Origin of the sequence: Pseudomonas mendocina (genome assembly GCF_900636545.1) — a bacterium.
Classification (GTDB): domain Bacteria; phylum Pseudomonadota; class Gammaproteobacteria; order Pseudomonadales; family Pseudomonadaceae; genus Aquipseudomonas; species Aquipseudomonas mendocina.
The window spans coordinates 2093462-2117854 of the sequence record NZ_LR134290.1 but is presented as its reverse complement, the minus strand read 5'-3'; the positions used below and the strand labels follow the sequence as shown (position 1 = coordinate 2117854).

The window sequence follows — 24393 nt, the reverse complement described above, 5'->3', positions numbered from 1 at the left end:
CTTAACGCTCGGCCAAAGTCGCCAGCACCAACTGGCAGTTGTGCTCGCCATACGCCTGCAGCACCTCGCGGGCACGCACGGGGTCGCGGGCGATGATCGCCTGCAGCAGGCTGGCGAAGGTGTTCATGAACTGGCCCATCTCGCCTTTGCGCCGTTCCAACGCCAGGTGGTAGGTGCGGCTGATGGCCGGCAGCAGATTCTCCAGGGTTTCCTGCAGATAGGGGTTGTCGGCGAAGGGAAAGGCGGCGCGCATCACGTCGAAGCTGTTCTCGACGAAGGCACCGATATCGCCACGCTCGAGGCTGTCCTGCAGCCGGTTCTTGATATCGATGAAAGGCGCCAGGTCGGTTTCCACCTGCCAGTGCTCGATCACCGCACGGGCCAGCATGGCGTACAGCTCGATGCTCAGGGCATAGAGGCTGGTGACGTGGTGCGCGGTCAGTTCGCTGACCTGGGCGCCGCGGCGCGGCAGGATCGCGATCAGGTGGCGACGTTCGAGAATCAGTAGCGCTTCGCGTACCGAACCACGGCTGACATTCAGCGCCTGGGTGACTTTCTGCTCCTGGATGCGCTCGCGCTCCTTGAGCTCACCGCGAATGATGCGTTCGGCCAGGTAGCGGGCGATTTGCTCGGCGAGGCTGTCCGGGGCCTTGAACGTCATGACATTCCTTATTTGCGTCGATCCAGGGGCAGGCAGTCGAGTCTGGGAGCCCCGCCACGGCTGGGCGGAGGCTGAAAAAAACAGACGCGAAGTGTAACACAGGGTGTTACCGGGCCAAGCGTCCCGGTGAGGTGGTTTCCGTTCGAAAGGTCGGGCGCGCAGGCATGGTCACGAAAACTGATCGTCCTACAATCCTACGCAAAACCTACAACAAAAATGACCCGGAGAATCCGATGTTCGAACGCCTGCCCTCAAACTGGATGCTGGCCCTGAAAAAGATCGGCTACTGGATCTGGCTGATCCCGGTATTCGGTATACCGCTCAGCTATTACTGGTCGCTGGGTAGCGCCCATGCCGATGCCTGGGCCTGGCTGGTGATCACGGTGGTGTTCGGCGTCATTCCACTGCTGGATTTCGTCGTTGGCCGCGACCCGGCCAACCCGGACGAACGTGACGAAGTGCCAGCGCTTGAGGCTCAGGGCTACTACCGGTTGCTTAGCCTGGCCACCATACCGCTGCTGCTGGCGATGCTGATCTGGAGCGGCTGGATTTTTGTCAGCTATCCGGCCTGGAGTTGGATCGGCCAACTCGGCTGGGTGCTGTCGGTCGGCACGGTGATGGGTGCCATCGGCATTACCGTGTCGCACGAGCTGATCCACAAGGACCCGCGCCTGGAACAGAATGCCGGCGGCCTGCTGCTGGCGGCGGTGTGCTACGCCGGCTTCAAGGTCGAGCATGTACGCGGCCACCACGTGCACGTATCCACGCCCGAGGACGCCTCCTCCTCGCGCTTCGGCCAGAGCCTGTACGCCTTTCTGCCGCATGCCTACAAGCACAACTTCCTCAATGCCTGGAAGCTGGAGGCCGAGCGCCTGGGGCGTCGCGGCCTGCCGGCCCTGCACTGGCGCAACGAACTGATCTGGTGGTATGCGATCAGTGCACTGTTCCTGCTCGGTTTCACCCTGGCCTTCGGCACGCTCGGCGCGCTGTTCTTCCTCGGCCAGGCGGTGATGGCCTTCACCCTGCTGGAGATCGTCAATTACGTCGAGCATTACGGGCTACATCGGCGCAAGCTGGATAATGGCCGATATGAACGCACCAATCCGCATCACTCGTGGAACAGCAACTTCCTGCTGACCAATCTGTTCCTGTTCCATCTGCAGCGCCATTCCGACCACCACGCCTATGCCAAACGTCGTTACCAGGTGCTGCGCCACTTCGACGACAGCCCACAACTGCCCAATGGCTATGCAGGAATGATCGTGCTCGCCCTCTTCCCGCCACTCTGGCGCGCGGTGATGGACCCCAAGGTGCGCGCCTACTACGCAGGCGAAGAGCATCAACTGAGCGAATCGCAGTTGACCTGAACCCTCTCCTGTTCGAACACTCCCAGAAACCCCGGCAGTGCAGGCTCCCGGGGTTTCGTTTGCCTTCCAGAACGCACCTTGCGCACCAGCCAATCGGCGCCAGAGATCGGCGCGCGCGATCTAGGCGACCCTGCGACACATTGCACAAGCCCCACAGCAGAGCCCCTTACTGGCACGAAAGTCGCTACTCTCAGGTCATGACCGAACCCGTCGCGCTCATAACTGAAACGCACGGCGAGTAGCTGACCACAAGGTCAAATATTTGTTGACCCAAAAGTCAGAAAACCCTAGATTGCCTCCATGGCCAATCACGCCCGGGCCTTGCAACGCGTGCGCAGTACCCGGCGAGCCACCGATTCATAACAATAAAGTGCCTGGAGGTCGTCCTTGATCCAGTTTTTACTCAACCGGGAGCTGCGCACAGAGCATGCCCTGGACCCCAACGTCACCGTGCTCAACTACCTGCGTGAGCACGTCGGCAAAACCGGAACCAAGGAAGGCTGCGCCTCCGGCGACTGCGGTGCCTGCACCGTTGTGGTGGGCGAGCTCGAGGGCGAGCGCGTACGCTACCGCACCCTCAATTCCTGCCTCACCTTCGTCTCAAGCCTGCATGGCAAGCAACTGATCACCGTCGAAGACCTCAAGCATCAGGGCAAGCTGCACAGCGTGCAGCAGGCGATGGTCGATTGCCATGGCTCGCAGTGCGGCTTCTGCACCCCGGGCTTCATCATGTCGCTGTTCGCCCTGCAGAAGAACTCCACGGGGTACGACAAGGGCCAGACCCTGGAAGCCCTGGCCGGTAACCTGTGCCGCTGCACCGGCTACCGCCCGATCATCGATGCCGCCGAGCAGGCCTGCTGCCAGAAGCAACCGGATCAGTTCGATGCCTTCGAGAGCAACACCGTGGCCCAGCTCAAGGCCATCGCCCCGCGTGAAACTGCCGAGCTCAACAGTGGCGACAAGCGCTGCCTGGTGCCGCTGACAGTCGCCGACCTGGCCGACCTCTATGCCGCCAACCCCGAAGCCCGCCTGCTCGCCGGCGGCACCGATCTGGCCCTGGAAGTCACCCAGTTTCACCGCGAACTGCCGGTGATGATCTACGTCGGCCATATCGAAGACATGAAGCGCATCGAGGTGACCGACAGCGCCATCGAGATCGGCGCGGCCGCGGCCCTGTCCGACTGCTACGAAGCGCTGTCGCGCGAGTACCCGGACTTCGGCGAGCTGCTGCACCGCTTCGCCTCCCTGCAGATCCGCAACCAGGGCACCCTGGGCGGCAATATCGGCAACGCCTCGCCCATCGGCGACGCCCCGCCGCTGCTGATCGCCCTCGGTGCGCAGATTGCTCTGCGCCAGGGCAACACCCGGCGCATCCTGCCGCTGCAGGACTACTTCCTCGACTACAGGGTGACCGCGCGCCAGGAAGCCGAATTCATCGAGAAGATCATCGTGCCGCGCAAGCAGGCGAACCAGGCGTTCCGCGCCTACAAGGTGTCCAAGCGCCTGGACGACGACATCTCCGCCGTCTGCGCGGCCTTCAACCTGACCATCGTCGACGGCGTGGTCACCGAAGCGCGCATCGCCTTCGGCGGCATGGCCGCCATCCCCAAACGCGCCAGCGCCTGCGAAGCGGCTCTGGTCGGCTCGGCCTGGTATCCGGGCGTGATCGAACGTGCCTGCGACGCGCTGGGTGAGGACTTCACCCCGCTGTCGGACTTTCGTGCCAGCAAGGAATACCGCCTGCTCACTGCCCAGAACCTGCTGCGCAAGTTCTTCCTGGAGCAGCAGTCGCCCGAGGTCGAGACCCGGGTTACCGCTTACGCCTGATGGCGCAGTGAATTGATTCGCCACCGGCACGTCCGGCGGCATGCGAAGTTTTGGAGGCGAAGATGTCCAGTCATATCGAACACAAATCCCAGGAAGAGCTGGCCGCCCTGTTCCGCGCCGGCATGACCAGCGGCGTCGGCCGCAGCGTCAAGCACGAGAGCGCGGACAAGCATGTGTCCGGCGAAGCGGTCTATGTCGACGACCGCCTGGAATTCCCCAACCAGTTGCATGTCTATGCGCGCCAGTCAGACCGTGCCCATGCGCGCATCGTGCGCATCGACACCAGCCCCTGCTACGAGATTCCGGGTGTGGCCATCGCCATCACCAAGGATGACGTACCGGGCCAGCTGGACATCGGCCCGGTGGTCGCCGGTGACCCGCTGCTAGCCGATGGCAAGGTCGAGTACGTTGGCCAGGTGGTGCTGGCGGTAGCCGCTGACAGTCTGGAAACCGCGCGTAAGGCGGCCATGGCCGCCATCGTCGAATACGAAGACCTGGAGCCGGTGCTCGACGTCGTCGAGGCCTACCGCAAGAAGCATTTCGTGCTCGCCAGCCACACCCACCGCATCGGTGACTCGGCCAGCAAGCTGGCCAGCGCCCCGCGTCGCCTGCAGGGCACCCTGCATATCGGCGGCCAGGAGCACTTCTACCTGGAAACCCAGATTTCCTCGGTCATGCCCACCGAAGACGGCGGCATGCTGGTCTACACCTCGACGCAGAACCCCACCGAGGTACAGAAGCTGGTGGCCGAAGTGCTCGGCGTGCCAATGAACAAGATCGTCATCGACATGCGTCGCATTGGCGGCGGTTTCGGCGGCAAGGAAACCCAGGCCGCCGGCCCGGCGTGCCTGTGCGCAGTGATCGCCCATCTCACCGGCCGGCCGACCAAGATGCGTCTGCCGCGCATGGAAGACATGAGCATGACCGGCAAGCGTCACCCCTTCTACGTCGAGTACGACGTCGGCTTCGATGACGACGGCCTGCTGCACGGCATCGAGATGGACCTGGCCGGCAACTGCGGCTACTCGCCGGACCTGTCCGGCTCCATCGTCGACCGCGCCATGTTCCACTCGGACAACGCCTACTTCCTCGGCAACGCCACCATCAACGGTCACCGCTGCAAGACCAACACCGCCTCGAACACCGCCTACCGTGGTTTCGGCGGCCCACAGGGCATGGTCGCCATCGAGGAAGTGATGGACGCCGTGGCCCGCAGCCTGGGCAAGGACCCGCTGGAAGTGCGCAAGCTCAACTACTACGGCAAGACCGAGCGCAACGTCACCCACTACCACCAGACCGTCGAGCACAACGTCATCCACGAGATGACCGCCGAGCTGGAGGAAAGCGCCGAGTACGCCAAGCGCCGTCGCGAAATCATCGAGTTCAATCAGAAAAGCCCGGTGCTGAAGAAGGGCTTGGCCATGACCCCGGTAAAATTCGGCATCAGCTTCACCGCCACCTTCCTCAACCAGGCCGGCGCGCTGATCCACATCTATACCGACGGTTCGATCCACCTCAACCACGGTGGCACCGAGATGGGCCAGGGCCTCAACACCAAGGTGGCGCAGGTGGTGGCCGAGGTGTTCCAGGTCGATATCGAGCGCATCCAGATCACCGCCACCAACACCGACAAGGTGCCCAACACCTCTCCAACCGCCGCCTCCAGCGGCGCCGACCTCAACGGCATGGCGGCGAAGAACGCGGCCGAGACCATCAAGCAGCGCCTGGTCGACTTCCTGGTGCGCGAGTACAAGGTCACCCCGGAAGACGTCGAATTCCGCAACGGCCAGGTGCGCGTGCGTGATCACTTCCTGTCGTTCGAAGAGATGATCCAGAAGGCCTACTTCGGCCAGGTCTCGCTGTCGTCGACCGGCTTCTACCGCACCCCGAAGATCTACTACGACCGCGACAAGGCAGCCGGCCGCCCCTTCTACTACTACGCCTACGGCGTGGCCTGCGTGGAAGTGCTGGTCGACACCCTGACCGGCGAATACCGCATGCTGCGCGGCGACATCCTGCACGACGTCGGCGACTCGCTGAACCCGGCCATCGACATCGGCCAGGTCGAAGGTGCCTTCGTACAGGGTATGGGCTGGCTGACCATGGAAGAGTTGGTATGGAACGCCAAGGGCAAGCTGATGACCAACGGCCCGGCCAGCTACAAGATCCCGGCAATTGCCGACATGCCTATCGACCTGCGCGTGAAGCTGGTGGAGAACCGCAAGAACCCGGAAGACACCGTTTTCCACTCCAAGGCCGTCGGCGAACCGCCGTTCATGCTCGGCATCGCAGCCTGGTGCGCCCTGAAGGACGCAGTGGCGAGCCTGGCCGACTACAAGGTGCAGCCTCAGATCGACGCGCCGGCCACGCCTGAGCGCGTGCTCTGGGGTGTGGAGCAGATGCGCAAGCTGAAGGCTCAGGCCAAGGCAGCCAGCACTGCCGAGGTCGAACCGGCCTGATTCGTAGCCCGGATGAAATCCGGGGAACCCTGCCCCGGATTGCATCCGGGCTACGACCCAAAGCAAAGAGGTGTACAACAATGACAAGACACACCGAACCGAATAATCCACCCGCTCGCCCGGTACCGGAGCCGATTCTGGCCCCTTCGCCGAGCAACTGGCGCCTACCGCGCCCGGGACAGACCACACCTTCCTGGAGGCTGAGCAAATGAGCTGGATCAGCGCCCTCGCCGACCTGCAACAACAAGGTGAAGCCTGCGTTCTGGTGACCATCATCGAAGAGCGCGGCTCGACGCCACGTAATGCCGGCTCGAAGATGGTGGTCACCGCCGAGCGCATCTTCGAGACCATCGGCGGCGGTCATCTGGAATACAAGGCCATGGAGATGGCGCGCGAGATGCTCGCCAGCCGCAGCCAGGACACCCGCCTGGAGCGCTTCTCCCTTGGCGCGAGCCTTGGCCAATGCTGCGGTGGCGCCACCGTGCTGCTGTTCGAACCCATGGGCCAGCCACAGGCGCAGATCGCGGTGTTCGGCGCCGGCCATGTCGGTCGCGCACTGGTGCCGCTGCTCGCCAGCCTGCCGTGCAAGGTGCGCTGGATCGACTCGCGGGAGAACGAATTCCCCGAGCATATCCCCGCCGGCGCGCAGAAGATCGTCAATGAGGATGTGGTCGACGAGGTGGAGAACATGCCGCCTGGTAGCTATTACATCGTCATGACCCACAACCATCAGCTTGATCTGGAGCTGACCGCGGCGATCCTCAAACGCGGCGACTTCGCCTACTACGGCCTGATCGGCTCGAAGACCAAGCGCGTCAAGTTCGAACACCGCCTGCGCGAACGCGGCTTCGAGGAAACGTTGATGTCACGGATGCGCTGCCCCATGGGCCTGGCCGAAGTGAAAGGCAAACTGCCGGTGGAAATTGCCGTATCCATCGCCGGCGAAGTGATCGCTACCTACAACGCAAACTTCGGCCAGGACGTGAAGAAAGGCGAATCCAGCGTAGCCAAGCTGCTGCCGGCCTCGCGCCGGTCCTGATTATTGGTGCGCTGTGCGCACTACCCATTTTTTTGGTGCACCCAGCGCACCCCACTGATTGAGATTCACACGATGAGCAACACCCGCAAAGCCTACCGCGCAGCCATCCTGCACAGCCTTGCCGACCCGACCGTGGTCGGTATCGAGCAGTCCTATCAGTATTTCGAGGACGGCATTCTGCTGATCGAAAACGGCAAGGTCGCCCAGGTTGGTGCAGCTGCCGAGCTGCTGTCCAAGCTGACCGACGTCGAGGTCCAGCACTACCGCGATGCGCTGATCACCCCAGGCTTCATCGACACCCATATTCACTACCCGCAGACCGGCATGATCGCCTCCTATGGCGAGCAGTTGCTGGACTGGCTCAACACCTACACCTTCCCCACCGAGAAACAGTTCGAAGACAAGGCGCATGCCAGCGACGTGGCGGCGATCTTCCTCAAGGAACTGCTGCGCAACGGCACCACCACCGCCCTGGTATTCGGCAGCGTGCACCCGCAGTCGGTGGATGCCTTCTTCGAGCAGGCCGACAAGCTCAACCTGCGCATGATCGCCGGCAAGGTGCTGATGGATCGCAATGCCCCCGACTACCTGACCGAAACCGCCGAAACCGGCTATGCAGAAAGCAAGGCACTGATCGAACGCTGGCACGGCAAAGGCCGCCTGCACTACGCCGTCACCCCGCGCTTCGCCCCCACCAGTACACCGGAGCAGTTGGATCTGGCCGGTAAGCTGTTCGGTGAGTATCCGGACCTGTACATGCACACCCACATTTCCGAAAACAAGGCCGAGGTCGCCTGGGTCAAGGATCTGTTCCCGGCACGCAAGGGCTATCTGGACGTCTACGACCACCACAAACTGATCGGCCCGCGCGCAGTGTTCGCCCATGGCGTGCACCTGTGCGACGACGAGTGCAAGCGCCTGGCCGAGACCGGCTCGGCTGTCGCCTTCTGCCCGACCTCCAACCTGTTCCTCGGCAGCGGCCTTTTCGACCTGAACAAGCTGGAAGAACATGGCGTACGGGTAGGCCTGGGCACCGACGTCGGCGCCGGCACCAGCTTCAGCCAACTGCAATCGCTGAACGAGGCGTACAAGATCATGCAGCTACAGGGCAAGAAGCTCGATCCGTTCAAGTCGTTGTACCTGGCCACCCTGGGCGGCGCCAACGCGCTGTATCTGGACGACAAGCTGGGCAACTTCATGCCCGGAAAGGACGCCGATTTCCTGGTGCTGGACTACAACGCCACGCCGCTGATCAGTTACCGCATGCAGCAGGCCAAGAGCCTGGAAGAACGCCTGTTCGCCCTGACCATGCTTGGCGATGACCGCACCGTGAAAGAGACCTTCGCCGCCGGTGTCTCGGTGCACCAGCGCGATTGAAGACGACGATCTACGCACCTCGTAGAAGGGGATTTATCCGCGATCAGGCTGTAGGTATGCTTGAAAGCTTCGCGGCTGAAGCCGCTCCTACACAAACGTGCCCTGCCTCAGCCACATAGTCTCCCCAACCAAAAAGCCCCGAGGCGCGAGCATCGGGGCTTTCTTATTACACGCAGTCGGTCAGCGATTGGCAGCGCTGCGGCCGGTTTTCTTCTTGGTCTGAAGCAGGTGGGAGAACACTGCATGCAGGTCGTCGGAGGCGCTTTCCTCGTCCAGGTTCAGCTTGCTGTCGATGTGATCCATGTGATGCATCATCAGGTGCACCGCACGTTCGGCATCGCGAGCCTCGATGGCGTCGATCAGTTGATTGTGTTCGTCGTAGGAGCAATGCGAGCGGCTGCCGCTTTCGTACTGGGCGATGATCAGCGAGGTCTGCGACACCAGGCTGCGCTGGAAACTCACCAGCGGTGCATTACGCGCAGCCTCCGCCAGTTTCAGGTGGAACTCGCCGGACAAACGGATACCCGCACCACGATCACCACGGGAGAAGCTGTCCTGCTCGTCCTTGACCATCTGCCGTAGCTCAGCGAGCTGCTCAGCAGTGGCGTGCTCGACGGCCAGCTCGGTGATGGCACGCTCGACCAGACGACGCGCATAGAAGATCTGCCGGGCTTCTTCGACGCTCGGGCTGGCCACTACCGCACCGCGGTTCGGGCGCAGCAGTACCACACCCTCGTGGGCCAAACGTGACAGGGCGCGACGAATGATGGTGCGGCTGACGCCAAAGATCTCACCCAGCGCCTCTTCGCTCAGCTTGGTGCCGGGCGCCAATCGCTGCTCAAGAATGGCATCGAAAATGTGGGCATATACGACATCGTCCTGAGTCCCGCTACGGCTGCTTTTACCCGTGCGCGGCTGCTTCTTGAGAGGCTGCAATTGATCGTTCATTCTGGCTCGCGTCAATGAGAGTCGGCGACACTGCGACTCTACTGTGTTCTACCCGGTAGCTGACAAGCACCGAGCGAAAAAACATCAGAAAAAAATTGGGGCAATTGTACACAAATCAATCAGCCACTACACCATGCGTTGTATGACGTCATAGCTGGCGTTTGTCAGTTCGCCAACCTGACCTTGAGCGCAAGCAACAAATTCTTTCCTTATATATAGCTACCTTTTCAGTTCATAAGCAGCTAACAGCTTTTCTCGATCGAAGTATCGGCACATGCACGGTTGCTGGCATCAAATCCGCGAAAACCCTATCTCATTGTTTTTTAAAGTCTTTCTATCCTTATAAAAGAGGATTGTCGCCCAATCCGTTCGCATTCGGGCCAGGTCGGCCGACTGGTGCGATTAACGCAACATTAAAAACATTAATTGCATTTTTTGTATACAACATCATAATCGCGCCTGAGTGACTTCTTGACCGCTCGGTCAACAACTTAGCCAGGAAGCACCACCGAAGACACCGCCTGCCTCAGAGAGCATTGTTCTTGCGCAACGCTCTGGGCGGTACACAACAAGAGAGATGAGGAGTACCCGCTGTGGAAAGCGTCAAACAAGAACAACACGCGAATCAACTGGCAAGAGGTGGCCTGCTCGACCGCTTCTTCAAACTGACCGAGCACCGCACCACCATCAAAACCGAGCTGCTGGCCGGCCTGACGACCTTCGTCACCATGGCCTACATCATCTTCGTCAACCCCAACATCATGGCCGGCGCCGGCATCGACCACGGTGCCGCCTTCGTCGCCACCTGCATCGGCGCAGCCCTCGGCTGCTTCCTGATGGGCCTTTACGCCAACTGGCCGGTCGGCCTGGCACCAGGCATGGGCCTGAATGCCTTCTTCACCTACACGGTCGTTGGCGAGATGGGTTACAGCTGGCAGATCGCACTGGGCGCCGTGTTCATCTCCGGCGTGCTGTTCATGATCATGAGCCTGTCGAAGATCCGCGAATGGCTGCTCAACAGCATCCCGATGAGCCTGCGCTTCGCCATGGGTGCCGGGGTCGGCCTGTTCCTCGGCCTGATCGGCCTGAAGACCGCCGGCATCGTCGTCGACAGCCCGGCTACCCTGTTGACCATGGGCTCGTTCGGCAATCCGTCGGCGCTGCTCGCCGCCGTATGCTTCCTGCTGATCGCCGTGCTCAGTCATCGCAATGTGTTTGGCGCCATTCTCTTCAGCATGCTCGGCGTTACGGCCATCGGTTGGGCCCTGGGCCTGGTGGAGTACGGCGGTCTGGTATCGATGCCACCGAGCCTGGCTCCGACCTTCCTGGCGATGGATATCACCGGTGCCTTCAACGTGGGCATGATCAGCGTGATCCTGGCCTTCCTGTTCGTGAACATGTTCGACACCGCCGGCACCCTGATGGGTGTGGCCCATCGCGCCAACCTGGTGGACGAAGACGGCAAGATCCAGAACCTGTCCAAGGCGCTGAAAGCCGACTCCACTTCCAGCGTCGTCGGTGCCGTAGTCGGTTGCCCGCCAGTGACCAGCTATGTGGAAAGCGCTGCAGGCGTCGCTGCCGGTGGTCGCACCGGCCTGACGGCGATCACCGTAGGATTCCTGTTCCTTGCCGCGATGTTCTTCGCCCCGCTGGCCGGCATGATTCCCGCCTATGCCACTGCTGGTGCCCTGATCTACGTGGCAATGCTGATGATGAGCGGCATGGCACACATCGATTGGAAGGATCACACCGACACCATTCCGGCCATCGTCACCGTGGTGATGATGCCGCTGACCTTCTCCATCGCCAACGGCATCGCCCTGGGCTTCCTCACCTACGCCACGCTGAAGCTGCTGACCGGCCAGGGCGACAAGGTGTCACTGAGCCTGTACGCCCTGTGCATCATCTTCATCGCCAAGTTCGCTTTCCTCTGAGGGCCAACACCAGGCGTTGAACGAAACCCCGGCCTTGTGCCGGGGTTTTCGTTTGTCCCAGCAACGCCAGGCACGCGAACTTCAAGCACCCCGCCAGCTCATTCCCGGATTTCATCCGGGCTACGCACCGAAGACCGCTCGGTAGGGTGCACCGCTTGCACTCGTCCTATTGAGGCACCTCGAGTTCGGCGCGCACGGCACACCCTACGCTTACCCGTGACACCAATCGCAATAGACGCGGCATCGATGGGCCGTGATGCTGGATCACCCAGCAACAGCCCCCCCCGAAATGCAGGCCAAAAAAAAGCCCGCAGTGTGAGCGGGCATAAGGACTCAAACGAGTCTGAGGGTGACAAGCATTCATCTAGCGGGTAGCCCGCCAGTCATCAGCTACCGCGGTAGGTGGAGTAGCTGTAGGGCGAAATCAGTAGCGGGACGTGGTAATGCTCCTGCCCGGCATCGATGCCGAAGCGCAGGACGACCACGTCGAGAAAGGCCGGCTCAGGCAGTGTCACGCCTCGGGCGCGGTAGTAGTCGCCGGCATGGAAGTGCAGTTGATAGACACCCGTACGGTAGTCATCGCCCTGCAGCACCGGCGCATCGCAACGGCCATCGTGGTTGGTGGTAACGGTGTTGATCAGTTCCAGCTGCGCGCCTTCGACGCGGTACAGCTCGACCTTGATATCACTCCCTGGGCAGCCATGTGCGGCATCCAGTACATGCGTAGTCAAACGTCCCATGGGTCTCGGATGCTCGTGGCGGCCAGCGCCCGGCAAGCATCACACCTCCTCTACTCTGTTGAAATCGGCTCGTCGCAGTGCTCCGACGCGATGGCAGGATAGCACGCAGCCTGAATATAAAACACTTTACTCAAAAATTGTACACAATAAATTTGGCAGCCACGCCCACAGCACACCTGGGAGGTTCATACTACATATCGTCTTAAGCTAGCTATCACGGCTCTACCAGCATAGATTGCTGGCCACTCGGTCAACTTCAGCGTCGCAGCCTATAGTGAAGAAAAGGGTGAAAAGTCGATTTACAAACGCCAAGTAACTTTGTATACAATTAGCCATCCCGGTCGCGTGCCAGTCGATTATCCGGCACGCAGTGACCGCAACGCTCCAGATAGGAAGACTGCAGTGAACGCTGATTACCCACGCGATCTGATCGGCTACGGCGCAAACCCACCCCATCCCCATTGGCCGGGCGATGCCCGTATCGCCCTGTCCTTCGTGCTCAATTACGAGGAAGGCGGCGAGCGCAACATTCTTCATGGGGACAAGGAATCCGAGGCTTTCCTCTCCGAGATGGTCGCCGCCCAGCCGCTGCAGGGTCAGCGCAACCTGTGCATGGAGTCGCTCTACGAATATGGCAGTCGCGCTGGCGTATGGCGCCTGCTCGATCTGTTCAAGAAGCACGACATCCCGCTGACTATCTTCGCCGTGGCCATGGCCGCGCAGCGCCATCCAGAGGTGATCCGGCAGATGGTCAATGCCGGTCACGAGATCTGCAGCCATGGCTACCGCTGGATCGACTACCAGAACATGGACGAAGCCACCGAGCGTGAGCACATGTTCGAAGCCATCCGTATCCTCACCGAGCTTACCGGTGAACGTCCACTGGGCTGGTACACCGGCCGCCTGGGCCCGAACACCCGACGCATTGTGCGCGAGGAAGGCGGTTTCCTCTACGACTCCGACACCTATGACGACGACCTGCCCTACTGGGACCCGGCCAGCACCGCAGAAAAGCCGCATCTGGTGATTCCCTACACCCTGGACACCAATGACATGCGCTTCACCCAGGTGCAGGGCTTCAACAAGGGCGACGACTTCTTCGAATACCTCAAGGATGCCTTCGACGTGCTCTACGCCGAAGGCGAAGCCGGTGCGCCGAAGATGCTATCGATCGGCATGCATTGCCGCCTGCTCGGTCGCCCGGCCCGCTTGGCCTCGCTGGCACGCTTCATCGAGTACGTGAAGCGCCACGACAAGGTCTGGTGCGCCCGCCGCGTCGACATCGCCAGGCACTGGCACGCCACTCACCCCTTCCGCGCGACCGAACAAGAGAGCCGCCCATGAGCCGTTTCCAGACCCTGACCCCTTCCAAGCTGAGCCGCGACGAGTTCATCAAAGCCTTCGCCGACATCTACGAGCACTCGCCCTGGGTCGCCGAGAAAGCCTACGACCTCGGTCTGGACCAAAGCGTGGACGATATCGACGGGCTGCAGCAACGCATGGCCGACATCTTGCTATCGGCCAGTCATGAAGCGCAGTTGGCCCTGATCAACGCCCACCCGGACCTGGCCGGAAAGGCTGCCGTGCGCGGCGAGCTGACTGCCTCCAGCACAGCCGAACAATCCGGCGCCGGTATTCATGAATGCACCGCCGAGGAATTCGCACGTTTCACCGAGCTCAACGACACCTACAAGGCGAAGTTCGGCTTCCCGTTCATCAAGGCCGTCAAAGGCAGCAACCGCCACCAGATCCTGGCGGCCTTCGAAGAGCGAATCCACAACACGCCGGAGCAGGAATTCGCCACCGCCCTGGCCGAGATCAACAAGATCGCCCTCTTCCGCCTGCAGCAGCTTTGAGCTTCGTCGGCGTATCAGTCCCGGCCCTCCATTCGGCCGGCTCATAACCAATGAATAAGTAGAACAGCCATGCGTAGCCTGACCATCGAGCCCCTGAGCAAAGAAGCCTTCTCCCCTTTCGGTGACGTGATCGAAACCGACGGCAGCGACTTCTTCATGATCAACAACGGTTCCACCCGCCGCTATCACAAGCTGGCCACCGTGGAGACCGCACAGCCGGAGGACAAGGCAATCATCAGCATCTTCAGTGCCGAGGCGCTGGAAATGCCGTTGACCATCCGCATGCTGGAACGCCATCCGTTGGGCAGCCAGGCTTTCATCCCGCTGCTCGGCAACCCCTTTCTGATCGTGGTCGCGCCACTTGGCGATGTACCTGTATCAGGGTCCGTCCGTGCCTTCCTCAGCAATGGCAGGCAGGGCGTCAATTACCATCGCGGCGTCTGGCACCACCCGGTGCTGACGATCGAAAAGCGGGATGACTTCCTGGTGGTTGATCGCAGTGGTTCCGGTAACAACTGCGATGAGCATTTCTTCAATGAGGACGAGCTCCTTCTCCTCGAACCCCACCAATAAGAGAAGCCCGGGGCTGGCGTGCCTCCCCCGGGAAGAGGTACGAATCGTGGAAGCACATTTCACCGAATGGCTAAACCTGGGCATCCGCTGGATCCATATGATCACCGGTATCGCCTGGATCGGCGCATCCTTCTATTTCGTCTGGCTGGAGAACAACCTCAACCGTAGCAACCCACGCGAGGGCCTGTCGGGCGACCTCTGGGCCATTCACGGCGGCGGTATCTACCACCTGGAAAAGTACAAGTTGGCTCCGCCGAAAATGCCGGAGAATCTGCACTGGTTCAAATGGGAGGCCTACTTCACCTGGCTCTCGGGCGTCGCCCTGCTGCTGGTGGTGTATTACCTCAACCCCAGTCTGTACCTGGTCAAGCCGGGCGTCGATCTGGCGCCAGCTGCGGCCATCGCCATTGGCCTCGGCTCCATGGCACTCAGCTATGTGATCTACCACTTCCTCTGTGATTCGCCACTGGGCAAGCGCCCCGCCCTGCTCGGCGCCGTGCTCTTCGTGCTGATCATTGCTGCCGCCTACGGCTTCAGCCAGATTTTCAGTGGTCGCGCGGCCTACATCCATGTTGGCGCCATCATCGGCACCATCATGGTCGGCAACGTGTTCTTCACCATCATGCCGGCCCAGCGTGCGCTGGTTAAGGCGATCGAAACCAACACGACGCCCGATCCGCTGCTGCCGGCCAAAGGCCTGCTGCGTTCTCGGCACAACAACTACTTCACCCTGCCGGTGCTGTTCATCATGATCAGCAACCACTTCCCGAGCACCTACGGCAGCCAGTACAACTGGGCGATCCTGGCCGGCATCGCGATCCTCGCAGTGCTGGTGCGTCACTACTTCAACACCCGCCACGACAGCAGCAAGTACGTCTGGACCTTACCGGCCACGGCCTTGGGCATGATCTGCCTGGCTTACGTCACGTCCCCGGCGCAGCGCGCACCGACAGCCGCTCCAGTAGCAGCCGTCGAGCAACCGTCCAGTGCCGCAAAGGCCAAGGTGGAGGAGCCAAGCCCTGCAGCCCCTGCCGAGCAAGCCGCCAGCACGAATGGCACACCAGCCGCCAACGCGGGTGCGAGCGACTTCGCCAAAGTTGAAAGTGTGATCCACGAGCGTTGCACCGTGTGCCACTCGGCCAGCCCGACCAGCCCGATGTTCAGTGCGGCACCGGCCGGCCTGATGCTCGACACCCCCGAGCAGATGAAGGCGCAGGCTGCGAAGATCCACGCGCAGACCGTGGCCTCGCAGATCATGCCGCTGGGCAACATCACCCAGATGACCCAGGACGAACGCGACCTGATCGGCAGCTGGATCGCCGAGGGCGCCCAGATCAACTGATTGCCACACATGTCGCGCCCATGCCGGGTGCGGCATCTTTTTACACCCATGAACCGCCGGCAGCGCGAGCTGACCGGCGGTTCATTTTTGTGCACAATCCAGAATTAAATTGTTTTTAACCATGTCCACAAGTTGCTATAGTCGGGACATCCTGACCGAGCAGACAGGTTTCTGCCGGACAGGACAGAGGTGCCGTGAAGCCTCGTGCAAGCCCATGACCGTATAAAAACAAATGGCAGGCTCTGACATGACCACAGACAGCAACACCCAAGCTCCAGCTACGCCCGTCGTCAACAACGACCTGATCTACCAGCTGGACGACACCCCAGCTTTCGCCCCTGCCATCTTCGCGGCGCTGCAGCATGTGCTGGCCAGCTTCGTCGGCATCATCACCCCCACCCTGATCGTCGGCAGCGCCTTGGGCCTTGGCGCCCATGTGCCCTATCTGGTGAGTATGGCGTTGTTCGTCTCCGGCCTTGGCACCTTCGTCCAGGCCAAACGCATCGGCCCGATCGGCTCCGGCCTGCTGTGCCTGCAGGGCACCAGTTTCGGTTTTCTCAGCGTGGTGCTCAGCGCAGGCTTCATCGTCAAGGGACGAGGTGCCAGCGAGGAGGAAATACTCGCCACGCTATTTGGCATCTGCTTCTGCGCCGCCTTCGTCGAGATCGCCTTCAGCCAGTTCATCAACAAATTGCGCAAGGTCATCACCCCGGTGGTGACCGGTACCATCATCTGCCTGATGGGCCTTTCACTGATCAAGGTCGGCATGACTGACCTGGCCGGAGGTTACGGCGCCGCGGACCTCGGTGCGTTGCACCATCTGGCTCTCGGCGGCCTGGTGCTGGGTACCATCGTCCTGCTCAACCGCGCCTCGTCGCAGGTGCTGCGCCTGTCGGCAGTGATCATCGGCCTGACACTCGGCTTCGCCGTCGCCTGGTTCACCGGCCGGGTGGATTTCGCCAACATGGCCGAAGTGCCACTGATCAGCGTGCCGCAGCCGTTCAAGTACGGCTTCGGTTTCGACTGGATCGCCTTCGTCCCCATCGCCGTGATCTTCCTGATCACTCCGCTGGAAACCGCTGGCGACCTGACCGCCAACTCGATCATCTCCAGGCAGCCGGTCAAGGGCCCGCTGTACATGCGCCGGATCAAGTCCGGTGTGCTGGCCGACGGTTGCAACTCGGCAGTCGCCGCCATGTTCAACAGCCTGCCAATGACCACCTTCAGCCAGAACAACGGGGTAATTCAGCTCACCGGCGTGGCGAGCCGCCACGTAGCCTTCTACATCGCCGGCATCCTGGTCCTGCTCGGCCTGTTCCCGGTGGTCGGCGCGGTACTGCAACTGATGCCCAAGCCGGTACTGGGCGGTGCCACCCTGATCATGTTCGGCACCGTCGCGGTCGCCGGCATCAAGATTCTCAGCGAAGCCGGTCTGCACCGCCGCAACGTGCTGATCGTTGCCATTTCCCTGGGCCTGGGCCTGGGTGTAGCCGGCGTGCCGGATGTGCTCTCGCACATGCCCGACGTGCTGAAGAACATCTTCGGCTCACCGATCACCATCGGCGCCTTCAGTGCCATCGTGCTGAACATTTTCCTGCCAGACGAACAGCAGGAAGTGGAAGAGGACGACTATGATCCCGAGGCGCACCTGCACACCGTGCTGCAGAACCGCCAGGACGACGATAGCGTCGACGACAGCAGCCTCAAGACCCTGAGCCGCGACCTTACCCCGGACGCGCGCACCAGCTGACCCGCATTAACCACTCGATCCACTCCCGGCAGCCTGCTGCCGGGAGGCACCTGCTTGCACCTCAAAAACAAGGACAATTCATGAAACTCAAGCATCTGCCTCACTGCCTGACCCTCTCTGCCGGACTGTTCTGCGGCCAGCAAGCGCTCGCCGGCGACCTGCTCTACTGGCAGGACAACAGTCTGTCGTACCTGTATGGCGAGAACTTCCAGCGCATGAATTTCAATGCTGAAGAGCAGCGCACCCAGACCACCTTCACCTTCGAACACGCCAGCGGCTGGGCCTGGGGCGACATCTTCTACTTCCTCGACTACATCCGCGCCGACAACGTGCAGACGCGCGGCAGCTTCGATAATGGCACCTTCCGCCAGCACGACCGTAACTCCTTCTACTACATGGAGTTCTCGCCACGCGTGAGCCTGAGCTGGCTGACCGGGCAAAAGCTCGCCGCCGGCCCGGTCAAGGATGTATTCGCGGCCTTCACCTACGAGAAAGGTGAAGGCGGCCCAGGGCCTGAGAACTACCTGTACGGCATCGGGCTGGACTGGGAAGTGCCCGGCTTCACCTACTTCAAGACCAACCTGTATCAGGTGAAGATCAACAACCACACCTTCTTCAACGACGCAGACGGCAACGGCTACGCCACCCAGCTGACCGTCAGCGCCGCATACCCCTTCAGCCTGGGTGATCAGGACTTCCTCGTCGACGGCTTCCTGGACTGGCGCTCGCCGTCTCGCGACGCTGGCACCCAGACTTCGGTCGGCTCCTCGATCCAGCTCAAATGGGACGCCGGCAAGGCGCTGTTCGGCAAGGAACGGCAGCTCTACGTCGGCACCGAGATCAACATGTGGCGGGCCAAGTACGGGGTCAAGCCGGTGGATGGCTCGGGAGACCGCTTCGACCAGACGGCGGTACAGGCGCTGGTCAAGTACCACTTCTGATCAGGACCACAACGAACCTCGCCAACGTCGGGTAGGGACGATGGCCAGGTAAAAGGGGGATGGGCGTTCGCGCCCTCCCCCTTTTTCTTTGAACGGTAAATGGCTGGTACGCACGGCGCGCCCTGCAGACACCATCCGTAAGCTGCGCCGCGCCCCTTTGGCGAAGCGACCTGGGCGCACCAACCAAGCGCCCAAGAAGCAGATCCGGCACCACCTCGGTGCACAATCGGAAGCAGCCAAGCCTTCTCCTGATCAACAACTTGCAATCACACAACTGACCGCAAGGTCAAGTTTTTGATCACAAAAAAACAGTTTTTTGTGTGCAATTTATCCGAAAGCCATATTCAGCAACGAATTTTATGTGTACAACACAAACTGGTTCCTACCGAAACACTGTTGAAATGGCTGTATACATGGAATCAGTCATACAACGAATACAAAATCGGAACGAAACCTGCAGACAAATCTCCTCATAGATCGCCGCGGCGCAAGAACAAAACTGGGAGCTGTCCATGTCCAACACCGAAGACTTTCGTATCAAGAACATCGACCCCTCGCTACACAACGAGGACCTCGCCCCATTGGCTCCCGAGAAACGCACCTGGGGCTGGTTCGAGATTTTCAACGTTTGGTCGAATGACATTCAAAGCCTGTTCGGCTACACCCTGGCGGCGACGCTGTTCATTTCCTACGGCCTCAATGGCTGGGCGGTACTGGCGGGTATCGTGCTCGCCGGCTTCATCGTCATGGGCCTGGTGCAACTGACCGGTAAACCCAGCGTCAAGTACGGCATCCCCTTCCCGGTATTCGCCCGTGCCAGCATGGGCGTGCGTGGCGCCAACTTCCCTGCCCTGGTGCGCGGTATCGTCGCCATCTTCTGGTATGGCGTGCAGACTTACTTCGCCTCCACCGCCGTGGCGCTGCTGCTGAACTCGCTGCTTGAGCCACAGGCTCCGGCCGTGTACATGGGCCTGACTGCCATCGGCTGGCTGTCCTACGTGATCGTCTGCCTGTTCCAGGTGGGGCTGTTCGTCTGCGGCATGAGCTGGATAACCCGCTTCCTCAATTGGGCCGGACCGCTGGTCTACGTGGTGATGATCGCGCTGATGGGCCTGATCTGGTACAAGGCCGGCCCGAGCCTGCTCAGCGAGCTGGGCAACATCTTCAGTGGCTCGGGCGAATACAAGGCCGGCCCGGTGGCCGCCTTCTTCGCCGTGGTCGGTACCATGGTCGCCTACTTCGCCGCGGTGGTGATCAACTACGGCGACTTCGCCCGCTTCGTCAAAAGCGAAAAACAGATGACCATCGGCAACTTCCTCGGTTTGCCGGTGAGCCTGGCGTTCTTCTCGCTGATCGCCCTGGTGATCACCGCCGGCACCGTGGTGGTGTTCGGCGAGACGCTGACCAACCCCACCGACATCGTCGCGCGCGTCGACAACCTGACCCTGACCATCATCGCCGCACTGACCTTCTTCGCCGCGACCGTGGGCATCAACCTGGTGGCCAACTTCATCCCGCCAGCCTATGACCTGGCCAACCTGGCACCGGCACATATCAGTGCCCGCACCGGGGGCTTCATAACCGCCGGCATCGCCTTCTTCATCGGCGCGCTGTGGGTGGCCTTCATTAGCAGCGTCGGGATCGCCGCTTTCGTCGACACCCTGGGCGCCGTGCTCGCGCCGCTGTACGGCATCATCGTCGCCGACTATTACCTGGTGCGCCGGCGCAAGCTCGACCTGCAGCAGCTGTTCAGTGCCGAAGTCGGTTCGACGTACTACTTCGATGGCGGCTGGAACCGCAAGGCGATGCTGGCCTTCGCCATCGGCTCGATGTTCTCCGTCGCTTCGGTATGGGCGCCAGCCCTGAGCCAACTGTCGGGCTATGCCTGGCTACTCGGCGCCCTGCTTGGTGCAGTGCTGCACTATGGCCTGATGCACGGCCAGGCGCAGGCACTGAAGCGTGCCGACGCCACCGTCTAACCCCTCAGCGAGTGGACGAAGCCGGCGCCTGTGCGCCGGCTTTGGCTTTCTGGCGCTCGAGAAAATCCACTTTCCACTGTTCGACACCCATGTATTCGCTGTCCAGGTTGGCCTCGACGCGATGGTCCGCCTTGAGTGCCGCCACCTGGGCAGAGCGCTCGGCAAGAAATTGATCGAAGCGGGCGATCAGTTGCGGATGACGCTGGCTCGACAGGTGAAAACTGCCACGGGTGTGCGGCAACCGGGGGTCGAACACCAGTGCACCGGGCCGCGCGCGGATGTTGTCCAGATAATGCGTCGCCACCACCACATTGAAGTAGGCACCATCGGTGTCCTGCTTCAAGGCCTGACGAATCATCTGGCGCAGGTCGTCGCTGTAATTCAGCTGGATCTGCCCGCTGTCGATGGAGCTCTCGTAGCCCCGCGGCGTCCAGCCCTGCACCATCGCCAGGCGGTGAATGCTCTCCAGCGCCATGCCCTGACGTTGCGGCGCTACCAGTACACCATCGACGTAATCGACCACGGCCCGGCTGTAATGCAACGCCATGCCCGCCTTTTGCGCGCCGGCCCAGTGTGGGCTGTCGGGATACTTGAAGTCGATCTCGCCGCGCTGCAGGGCCGGCAGCAGCTGATCCACCGGCAACGCTTTGTAGCTCAGGCTGACGCCGCTGTCTGCGGCGAAGGCGTCCAGGACCTCACGTGCGAAGCCGCGGTATTGCCCATCGGCATCAAGGCTGTAATGCGGCGCGAACGGCAGGTCCTCGACACCGACCACATAAGTCTGGGCCAGGCCATTCGGGCTCAGTAAAACGGTAGATAGCAGACACAGTCGTACGGGCTTCATGCAGAGCCTCCTTATTGTTCTTTGTGGAAATGCGAAAGCGGGTCTATCCGCCGGTCATGCTCATGAAGCGCACCACCTGGACCTGCTCGTCGGTGGCGAAGTGATGTCGTTCGGGCTTCAGGCGCAACGCCTCGACCAGCGCCTGACGCAAGCGCTCGCCGTCACCCGGATAGGCGCGTAGCAGACGCTTGAGATCCAGCGCATTGTCATGGCCAAGGCAGAGCACCAGCTTGCCCTCGGCAGTAACCCGCACACGGTTGCAGTCACCGCAGAAGTTGTGACTGTGCGGCGAGATAAAGCCGACTCGCGTATCGCTACCGACCACCTGCCAGTAGCGCGAGGGACCGCCGGTTACCGTGCTGCTGCGCACCAGCGAGTGCCGCTGTTCGATGCGCTGACGCACCTCGTCACTGGAGCAGAACGTCTGCTCGCGACTGTGGCTGACCACACTGCCCAGCGGCATTTCCTCGATGAAGCTGATATCCAGGCCACGGTCGATGGCGAACTCGACCAGATCGAGCACCTCGTCGTCGTTACGCCCGCTTTGCACCACGCTGTTGAGCTTGATCCTGTCGAAGCCGGCAGCACGTGCCGCCTCGATGCCTGCCAACACCTGGTCGAGCTTGTCGCGCCGGGTGAATGCGGCGAAACGCTCGCGCTGCAGAGAGTCCAGGCTGATGTTCAGACGGCGTACACCGGCCGCACGCAATTGCGGCGCCAGCTCGCCGAGTTGCGAACCATTGGTGGTGATTGCCAGGTCATCCAGCTCGTCACGTGCGCCCAGGCGCTGCAGCAGGCTGAGCAGGTTCTTGCGCACCAGCGGCTCGCCACCGGTGATGCGAATACGCCTTACGCCCAGGCCGATGAAGGCATCGGCCACGGCGTAGAGCTCTTCCAGGCTGAGAATCTGTGCACGCGGTGCGAACTGCATGTCTTCGCTCATGCAGTAGGTGCAGCGAAAATCGCAGCGGTCGGTCACCGACAACCGCAGGTAGGTGATGCGTCGACCGAAGGGATCGACGAGCTGACTGGTATTCACGTTGGTCTCCTGCAGCGTCGCGCGCCGAGACTTTTGCTCATGGAGGTAGCTGTACGGGATAAGAACAGAAAAGCGATTTCCTGTATACAGAAATTTGACCCGCAAGTCAGTTAAGCGCTGCGCAGCCCGTGGCCGCTGGCTTGAGCCTCGCGCAAAGCCGGTGCTACCATGCCCGACCGCCGCTCGGCGGCAGAGAAAAACACAGGGCCTTATGACCAGCATTCGCGAGCGCAACAAAGAGCTCATCCTGCGCGCAGCCAGCGTGGAGTTCGCCGACAAGGGCTTCGCCGCCACCAAGACCAGTGACATCGCGGCCAAGGCAGGCCTGCCCAAGCCCAACGTCTACTACTACTTCAAGTCCAAGGAAAACCTCTACCGTGAGGTCCTGGAAAGCATCATCGAGCCGTTGCTGGCTGCCTCTGCCCCCTTCAACCAGCCAGGCCACCCGAGCGAAGTCCTGGCTGCCTACATCCGCTCGAAGATCCGCATCTCCCGCGAACTGCCGCATGCTTCCAAAGTGTTCGCCAGCGAGATCATGCACGGTGCGCCACATCTGTCACCGGAACAGACCGAACAGCTCAACGCCCAGGCCAAACACAATATCGCCTGCATCCAGCGCTGGATCGACCAGGGCCTGATGGCCAAGGTCGACCCTCATCATCTGCTGTTCAGCATCTGGGCCGCGACCCAGACCTACGCCGACTTCGACTGGCAGATCTCCACCGTCACCGGCAAGGCCAACCTGGACGACGCCGACTACGAAGCCGCCGCACAGACCATCATTCGCCTGGTACTCAAGGGCTGTGAGGTCAACCCGATGCCATCGACAGCGTCCGAGCTGGTGACCAGCGCCTAAGTGGCTGTTCCGTTGTAGGGTTTCCCCACATCCGTCACCGTAGGGCGTGCATACGCCGCGCTCCAGCGCAGTACGCCGTTCCAGGTAATGGCGGACTGCTCGCCAGCGATCGCTGAGTCCGCCCTACGCCAGCCCTGAGATATCACGCCCATTCGGCCTTCAGGCCACATCCCGTAGGGCGTACTCGCGCAGCAGTACGCCGTTGCAATGGATGACTGTTCGCGTCGCTAAGAGCGGCCAGCGATCCGGTCAGCCTTACGGCTGCTCTGGAACCCTATACCCCAGCATCCGCCTGCAGACCCAGCGACTCCAGCGCACTCACTGCACACTGCTCATCGATATCCGAGGTATCGCCGGTGATGCCGACGGCACCGATCACCTGCCCCTGTTCATCACGAATCAAAACCCCACCCGGGGCCGGCACCAGGCTGCCTTGAGCCAGATTGTTCACCGCACCGATAAAGGCCGGGCGCTGCTGCGCATCGGCGGCGATCAAGCGCGAGCCCTTGCCGAGCGCCAACGCCCCCCAGGCCTTGCCAATAGCGATCTGCGGACGCAGCAGGCTGGCACCATCCTCGCGCTGCAGGCTGATCAGATGCCCGCCAGCATCCAGCACCGCCACCGTCAGCGGCGCAGCGCGAAGCTCACGCCCGACGGCGAGCGCGTTGTGGGTGATGCTCACGGCTATGGACAGGTTAAGCGCATTCATAAGGATTTCTCCGAAAAACGAACAGGAAGTCACCGCACGCACCAATGACGGCGTGCGACATGAGAAAGCGCCTTATGCAATAGCCGAACAGGAGGATTGTTTCAACAAAAAAGAACAAAAATAATAAAAAATGTACACAATTAATTTTTCTT

Annotated in this window: 20 protein-coding genes; 14 read left to right on the top strand and 6 right to left on the bottom strand. The window is 61.3% G+C overall.

The genetic code is table 11. The features are described 5' to 3' along the window. Position 1: 1 nt before the first annotated feature. Entirely contained in the window at positions 2-661 is a 660-nt protein-coding gene (locus EL191_RS09735; RefSeq protein ID WP_013715057.1) for a GntR family transcriptional regulator, read from the bottom strand. Between the two features lie 233 nt (positions 662-894). Between EL191_RS09735 and EL191_RS09730 the strand changes: the two genes are divergently transcribed. The 5 genes from EL191_RS09730 to guaD all read left to right on the top strand — a co-directional run bounded on the left by EL191_RS09730 (position 895) and on the right by guaD (position 8730). Continuing rightward, complete coding sequence (locus EL191_RS09730; RefSeq protein WP_013715056.1) at positions 895-2028, top strand: alkane 1-monooxygenase; 1134 nt, start codon at positions 895-897, stop codon at positions 2026-2028. Positions 2029-2415: 387 nt separating this feature from the next. Continuing rightward, entirely contained in the window at positions 2416-3855 is a 1440-nt protein-coding gene (gene xdhA, locus EL191_RS09725) for a xanthine dehydrogenase small subunit (RefSeq protein ID WP_041978424.1), read from the top strand. A gap of 62 nt (positions 3856-3917) precedes the next feature. Beyond that, positions 3918-6314 carry a xanthine dehydrogenase molybdopterin binding subunit gene (xdhB, locus tag EL191_RS09720; RefSeq protein ID WP_041978422.1) on the top strand — a complete coding sequence of 799 codons (2397 nt, stop codon included), beginning with the start codon at positions 3918-3920 and terminating at the stop codon, positions 6312-6314. A 208-nt stretch (positions 6315-6522) separates the two neighbouring features. Then, positions 6523-7353 (top strand): xanthine dehydrogenase accessory protein XdhC, encoded by an 831-nt coding sequence (xdhC, locus tag EL191_RS09715; RefSeq protein ID WP_013715053.1) that lies wholly within the window; start codon positions 6523-6525, stop codon positions 7351-7353. Between the two features lie 72 nt (positions 7354-7425). Next, on the top strand, positions 7426-8730 hold the full coding sequence (guaD, locus tag EL191_RS09710) for a guanine deaminase (RefSeq protein WP_041978420.1): 1305 nt from the start codon (positions 7426-7428) through the stop codon (positions 8728-8730). A gap of 180 nt (positions 8731-8910) precedes the next feature. Here guaD and EL191_RS09705 read toward each other — a convergent pair whose 3' ends face one another. After that, positions 8911-9678, bottom strand: a complete 768-nt coding sequence (locus tag EL191_RS09705) for a GntR family transcriptional regulator (protein ID WP_013715051.1) — start codon at positions 9676-9678, stop codon at positions 8911-8913. Positions 9679-10271: 593 nt separating this feature from the next. Here EL191_RS09705 and EL191_RS09700 point away from each other — a divergent pair. Continuing rightward, positions 10272-11612: an NCS2 family permease gene (locus tag EL191_RS09700; protein WP_041978418.1), complete on the top strand. Its 1341-nt coding sequence runs from the start codon at positions 10272-10274 to the stop codon at positions 11610-11612. Between the two features lie 386 nt (positions 11613-11998). On the opposite strand, the gene uraH is transcribed toward EL191_RS09700, so the two are convergent. Then, positions 11999-12352: a hydroxyisourate hydrolase gene (gene uraH / locus EL191_RS09695; protein WP_013715049.1), complete on the bottom strand. Its 354-nt coding sequence runs from the start codon at positions 12350-12352 to the stop codon at positions 11999-12001. Between the two features lie 402 nt (positions 12353-12754). Between uraH and puuE the strand changes: the two genes are divergently transcribed. The 7 genes from puuE to EL191_RS09660 all read left to right on the top strand — a co-directional run bounded on the left by puuE (position 12755) and on the right by EL191_RS09660 (position 20793). Next, positions 12755-13696, top strand: coding sequence for an allantoinase PuuE (gene puuE / locus EL191_RS09690; protein ID WP_013715048.1), 942 nt, complete (start codon positions 12755-12757; stop codon positions 13694-13696). Further along, a complete protein-coding gene (gene uraD, locus EL191_RS09685; protein WP_013715047.1) occupies positions 13693-14208 on the top strand; it encodes a 2-oxo-4-hydroxy-4-carboxy-5-ureidoimidazoline decarboxylase in 516 nt (171 codons plus the stop codon). The genes puuE and uraD overlap by 4 nt, the downstream gene beginning before the upstream one ends. Positions 14209-14277: 69 nt before the next feature. Further along, entirely contained in the window at positions 14278-14781 is a 504-nt protein-coding gene (locus tag EL191_RS09680) for an ureidoglycolate lyase (protein ID WP_041978414.1), read from the top strand. A gap of 46 nt (positions 14782-14827) precedes the next feature. Continuing rightward, positions 14828-16123: a urate hydroxylase PuuD gene (locus tag EL191_RS09675; protein WP_041978411.1), complete on the top strand. Its 1296-nt coding sequence runs from the start codon at positions 14828-14830 to the stop codon at positions 16121-16123. 232 nt (positions 16124-16355) lie between these two features. Then, positions 16356-17873, top strand: a complete 1518-nt coding sequence (locus tag EL191_RS09670) for a nucleobase:cation symporter-2 family protein (protein WP_041978409.1) — start codon at positions 16356-16358, stop codon at positions 17871-17873. Between the two features lie 80 nt (positions 17874-17953). Then, complete coding sequence (locus EL191_RS09665; RefSeq protein ID WP_041978406.1) at positions 17954-18814, top strand: outer membrane protein OmpK; 861 nt, start codon at positions 17954-17956, stop codon at positions 18812-18814. 512 nt (positions 18815-19326) lie between these two features. Continuing rightward, entirely contained in the window at positions 19327-20793 is a 1467-nt protein-coding gene (locus EL191_RS09660; RefSeq protein ID WP_013715042.1) for an NCS1 family nucleobase:cation symporter-1, read from the top strand. Positions 20794-20797: 4 nt separating this feature from the next. On the opposite strand, the gene EL191_RS09655 is transcribed toward EL191_RS09660, so the two are convergent. Both EL191_RS09655 and moaA read right to left on the bottom strand, forming a co-directional pair. After that, positions 20798-21637, bottom strand: a complete 840-nt coding sequence (locus EL191_RS09655; RefSeq protein ID WP_041978403.1) for a substrate-binding periplasmic protein — start codon at positions 21635-21637, stop codon at positions 20798-20800. A gap of 43 nt (positions 21638-21680) precedes the next feature. Continuing rightward, a complete protein-coding gene (gene moaA, locus EL191_RS09650; RefSeq protein WP_041978400.1) occupies positions 21681-22676 on the bottom strand; it encodes a GTP 3',8-cyclase MoaA in 996 nt (331 codons plus the stop codon). Between the two features lie 211 nt (positions 22677-22887). Between moaA and EL191_RS09645 the strand changes: the two genes are divergently transcribed. Then, the gene (locus EL191_RS09645; protein WP_013715039.1) at positions 22888-23532 is read left to right on the top strand and encodes a TetR/AcrR family transcriptional regulator; all 645 of its coding nucleotides are present in this window, start codon (positions 22888-22890) and stop codon (positions 23530-23532) included. 274 nt (positions 23533-23806) lie between these two features. On the opposite strand, the gene EL191_RS09640 is transcribed toward EL191_RS09645, so the two are convergent. After that, a complete protein-coding gene (locus tag EL191_RS09640; protein WP_041978397.1) occupies positions 23807-24241 on the bottom strand; it encodes a GlcG/HbpS family heme-binding protein in 435 nt (144 codons plus the stop codon). Positions 24242-24393: the final 152 nt, after the last annotated feature.

Coding starts and splice junctions, on each gene's coding strand:
- EL191_RS09735 (WP_013715057.1), bottom strand. CDS start 661: ATGACGTTCAAGGCCCCGGACAGCCTCGCCGAGCAAATCGCCCGCTAC.
- EL191_RS09730 (WP_013715056.1), top strand. CDS start 895: ATGTTCGAACGCCTGCCCTCAAACTGGATGCTGGCCCTGAAAAAGATC.
- EL191_RS09645 (WP_013715039.1), top strand. CDS start 22,888: ATGACCAGCATTCGCGAGCGCAACAAAGAGCTCATCCTGCGCGCAGCC.
- EL191_RS09665 (WP_041978406.1), top strand. CDS start 17,954: ATGAAACTCAAGCATCTGCCTCACTGCCTGACCCTCTCTGCCGGACTG.
- EL191_RS09660 (WP_013715042.1), top strand. CDS start 19,327: ATGTCCAACACCGAAGACTTTCGTATCAAGAACATCGACCCCTCGCTA.
- EL191_RS09680 (WP_041978414.1), top strand. CDS start 14,278: ATGCGTAGCCTGACCATCGAGCCCCTGAGCAAAGAAGCCTTCTCCCCT.
- EL191_RS09655 (WP_041978403.1), bottom strand. CDS start 21,637: ATGAAGCCCGTACGACTGTGTCTGCTATCTACCGTTTTACTGAGCCCG.
- uraH (WP_013715049.1), bottom strand. CDS start 12,352: ATGGGACGTTTGACTACGCATGTACTGGATGCCGCACATGGCTGCCCA.
- EL191_RS09705 (WP_013715051.1), bottom strand. CDS start 9,678: ATGAACGATCAATTGCAGCCTCTCAAGAAGCAGCCGCGCACGGGTAAA.
- uraD (WP_013715047.1), top strand. CDS start 13,693: ATGAGCCGTTTCCAGACCCTGACCCCTTCCAAGCTGAGCCGCGACGAG.
- xdhB (WP_041978422.1), top strand. CDS start 3,918: ATGTCCAGTCATATCGAACACAAATCCCAGGAAGAGCTGGCCGCCCTG.
- guaD (WP_041978420.1), top strand. CDS start 7,426: ATGAGCAACACCCGCAAAGCCTACCGCGCAGCCATCCTGCACAGCCTT.
- xdhC (WP_013715053.1), top strand. CDS start 6,523: ATGAGCTGGATCAGCGCCCTCGCCGACCTGCAACAACAAGGTGAAGCC.
- EL191_RS09670 (WP_041978409.1), top strand. CDS start 16,356: ATGGCAGGCTCTGACATGACCACAGACAGCAACACCCAAGCTCCAGCT.
- EL191_RS09640 (WP_041978397.1), bottom strand. CDS start 24,241: ATGAATGCGCTTAACCTGTCCATAGCCGTGAGCATCACCCACAACGCG.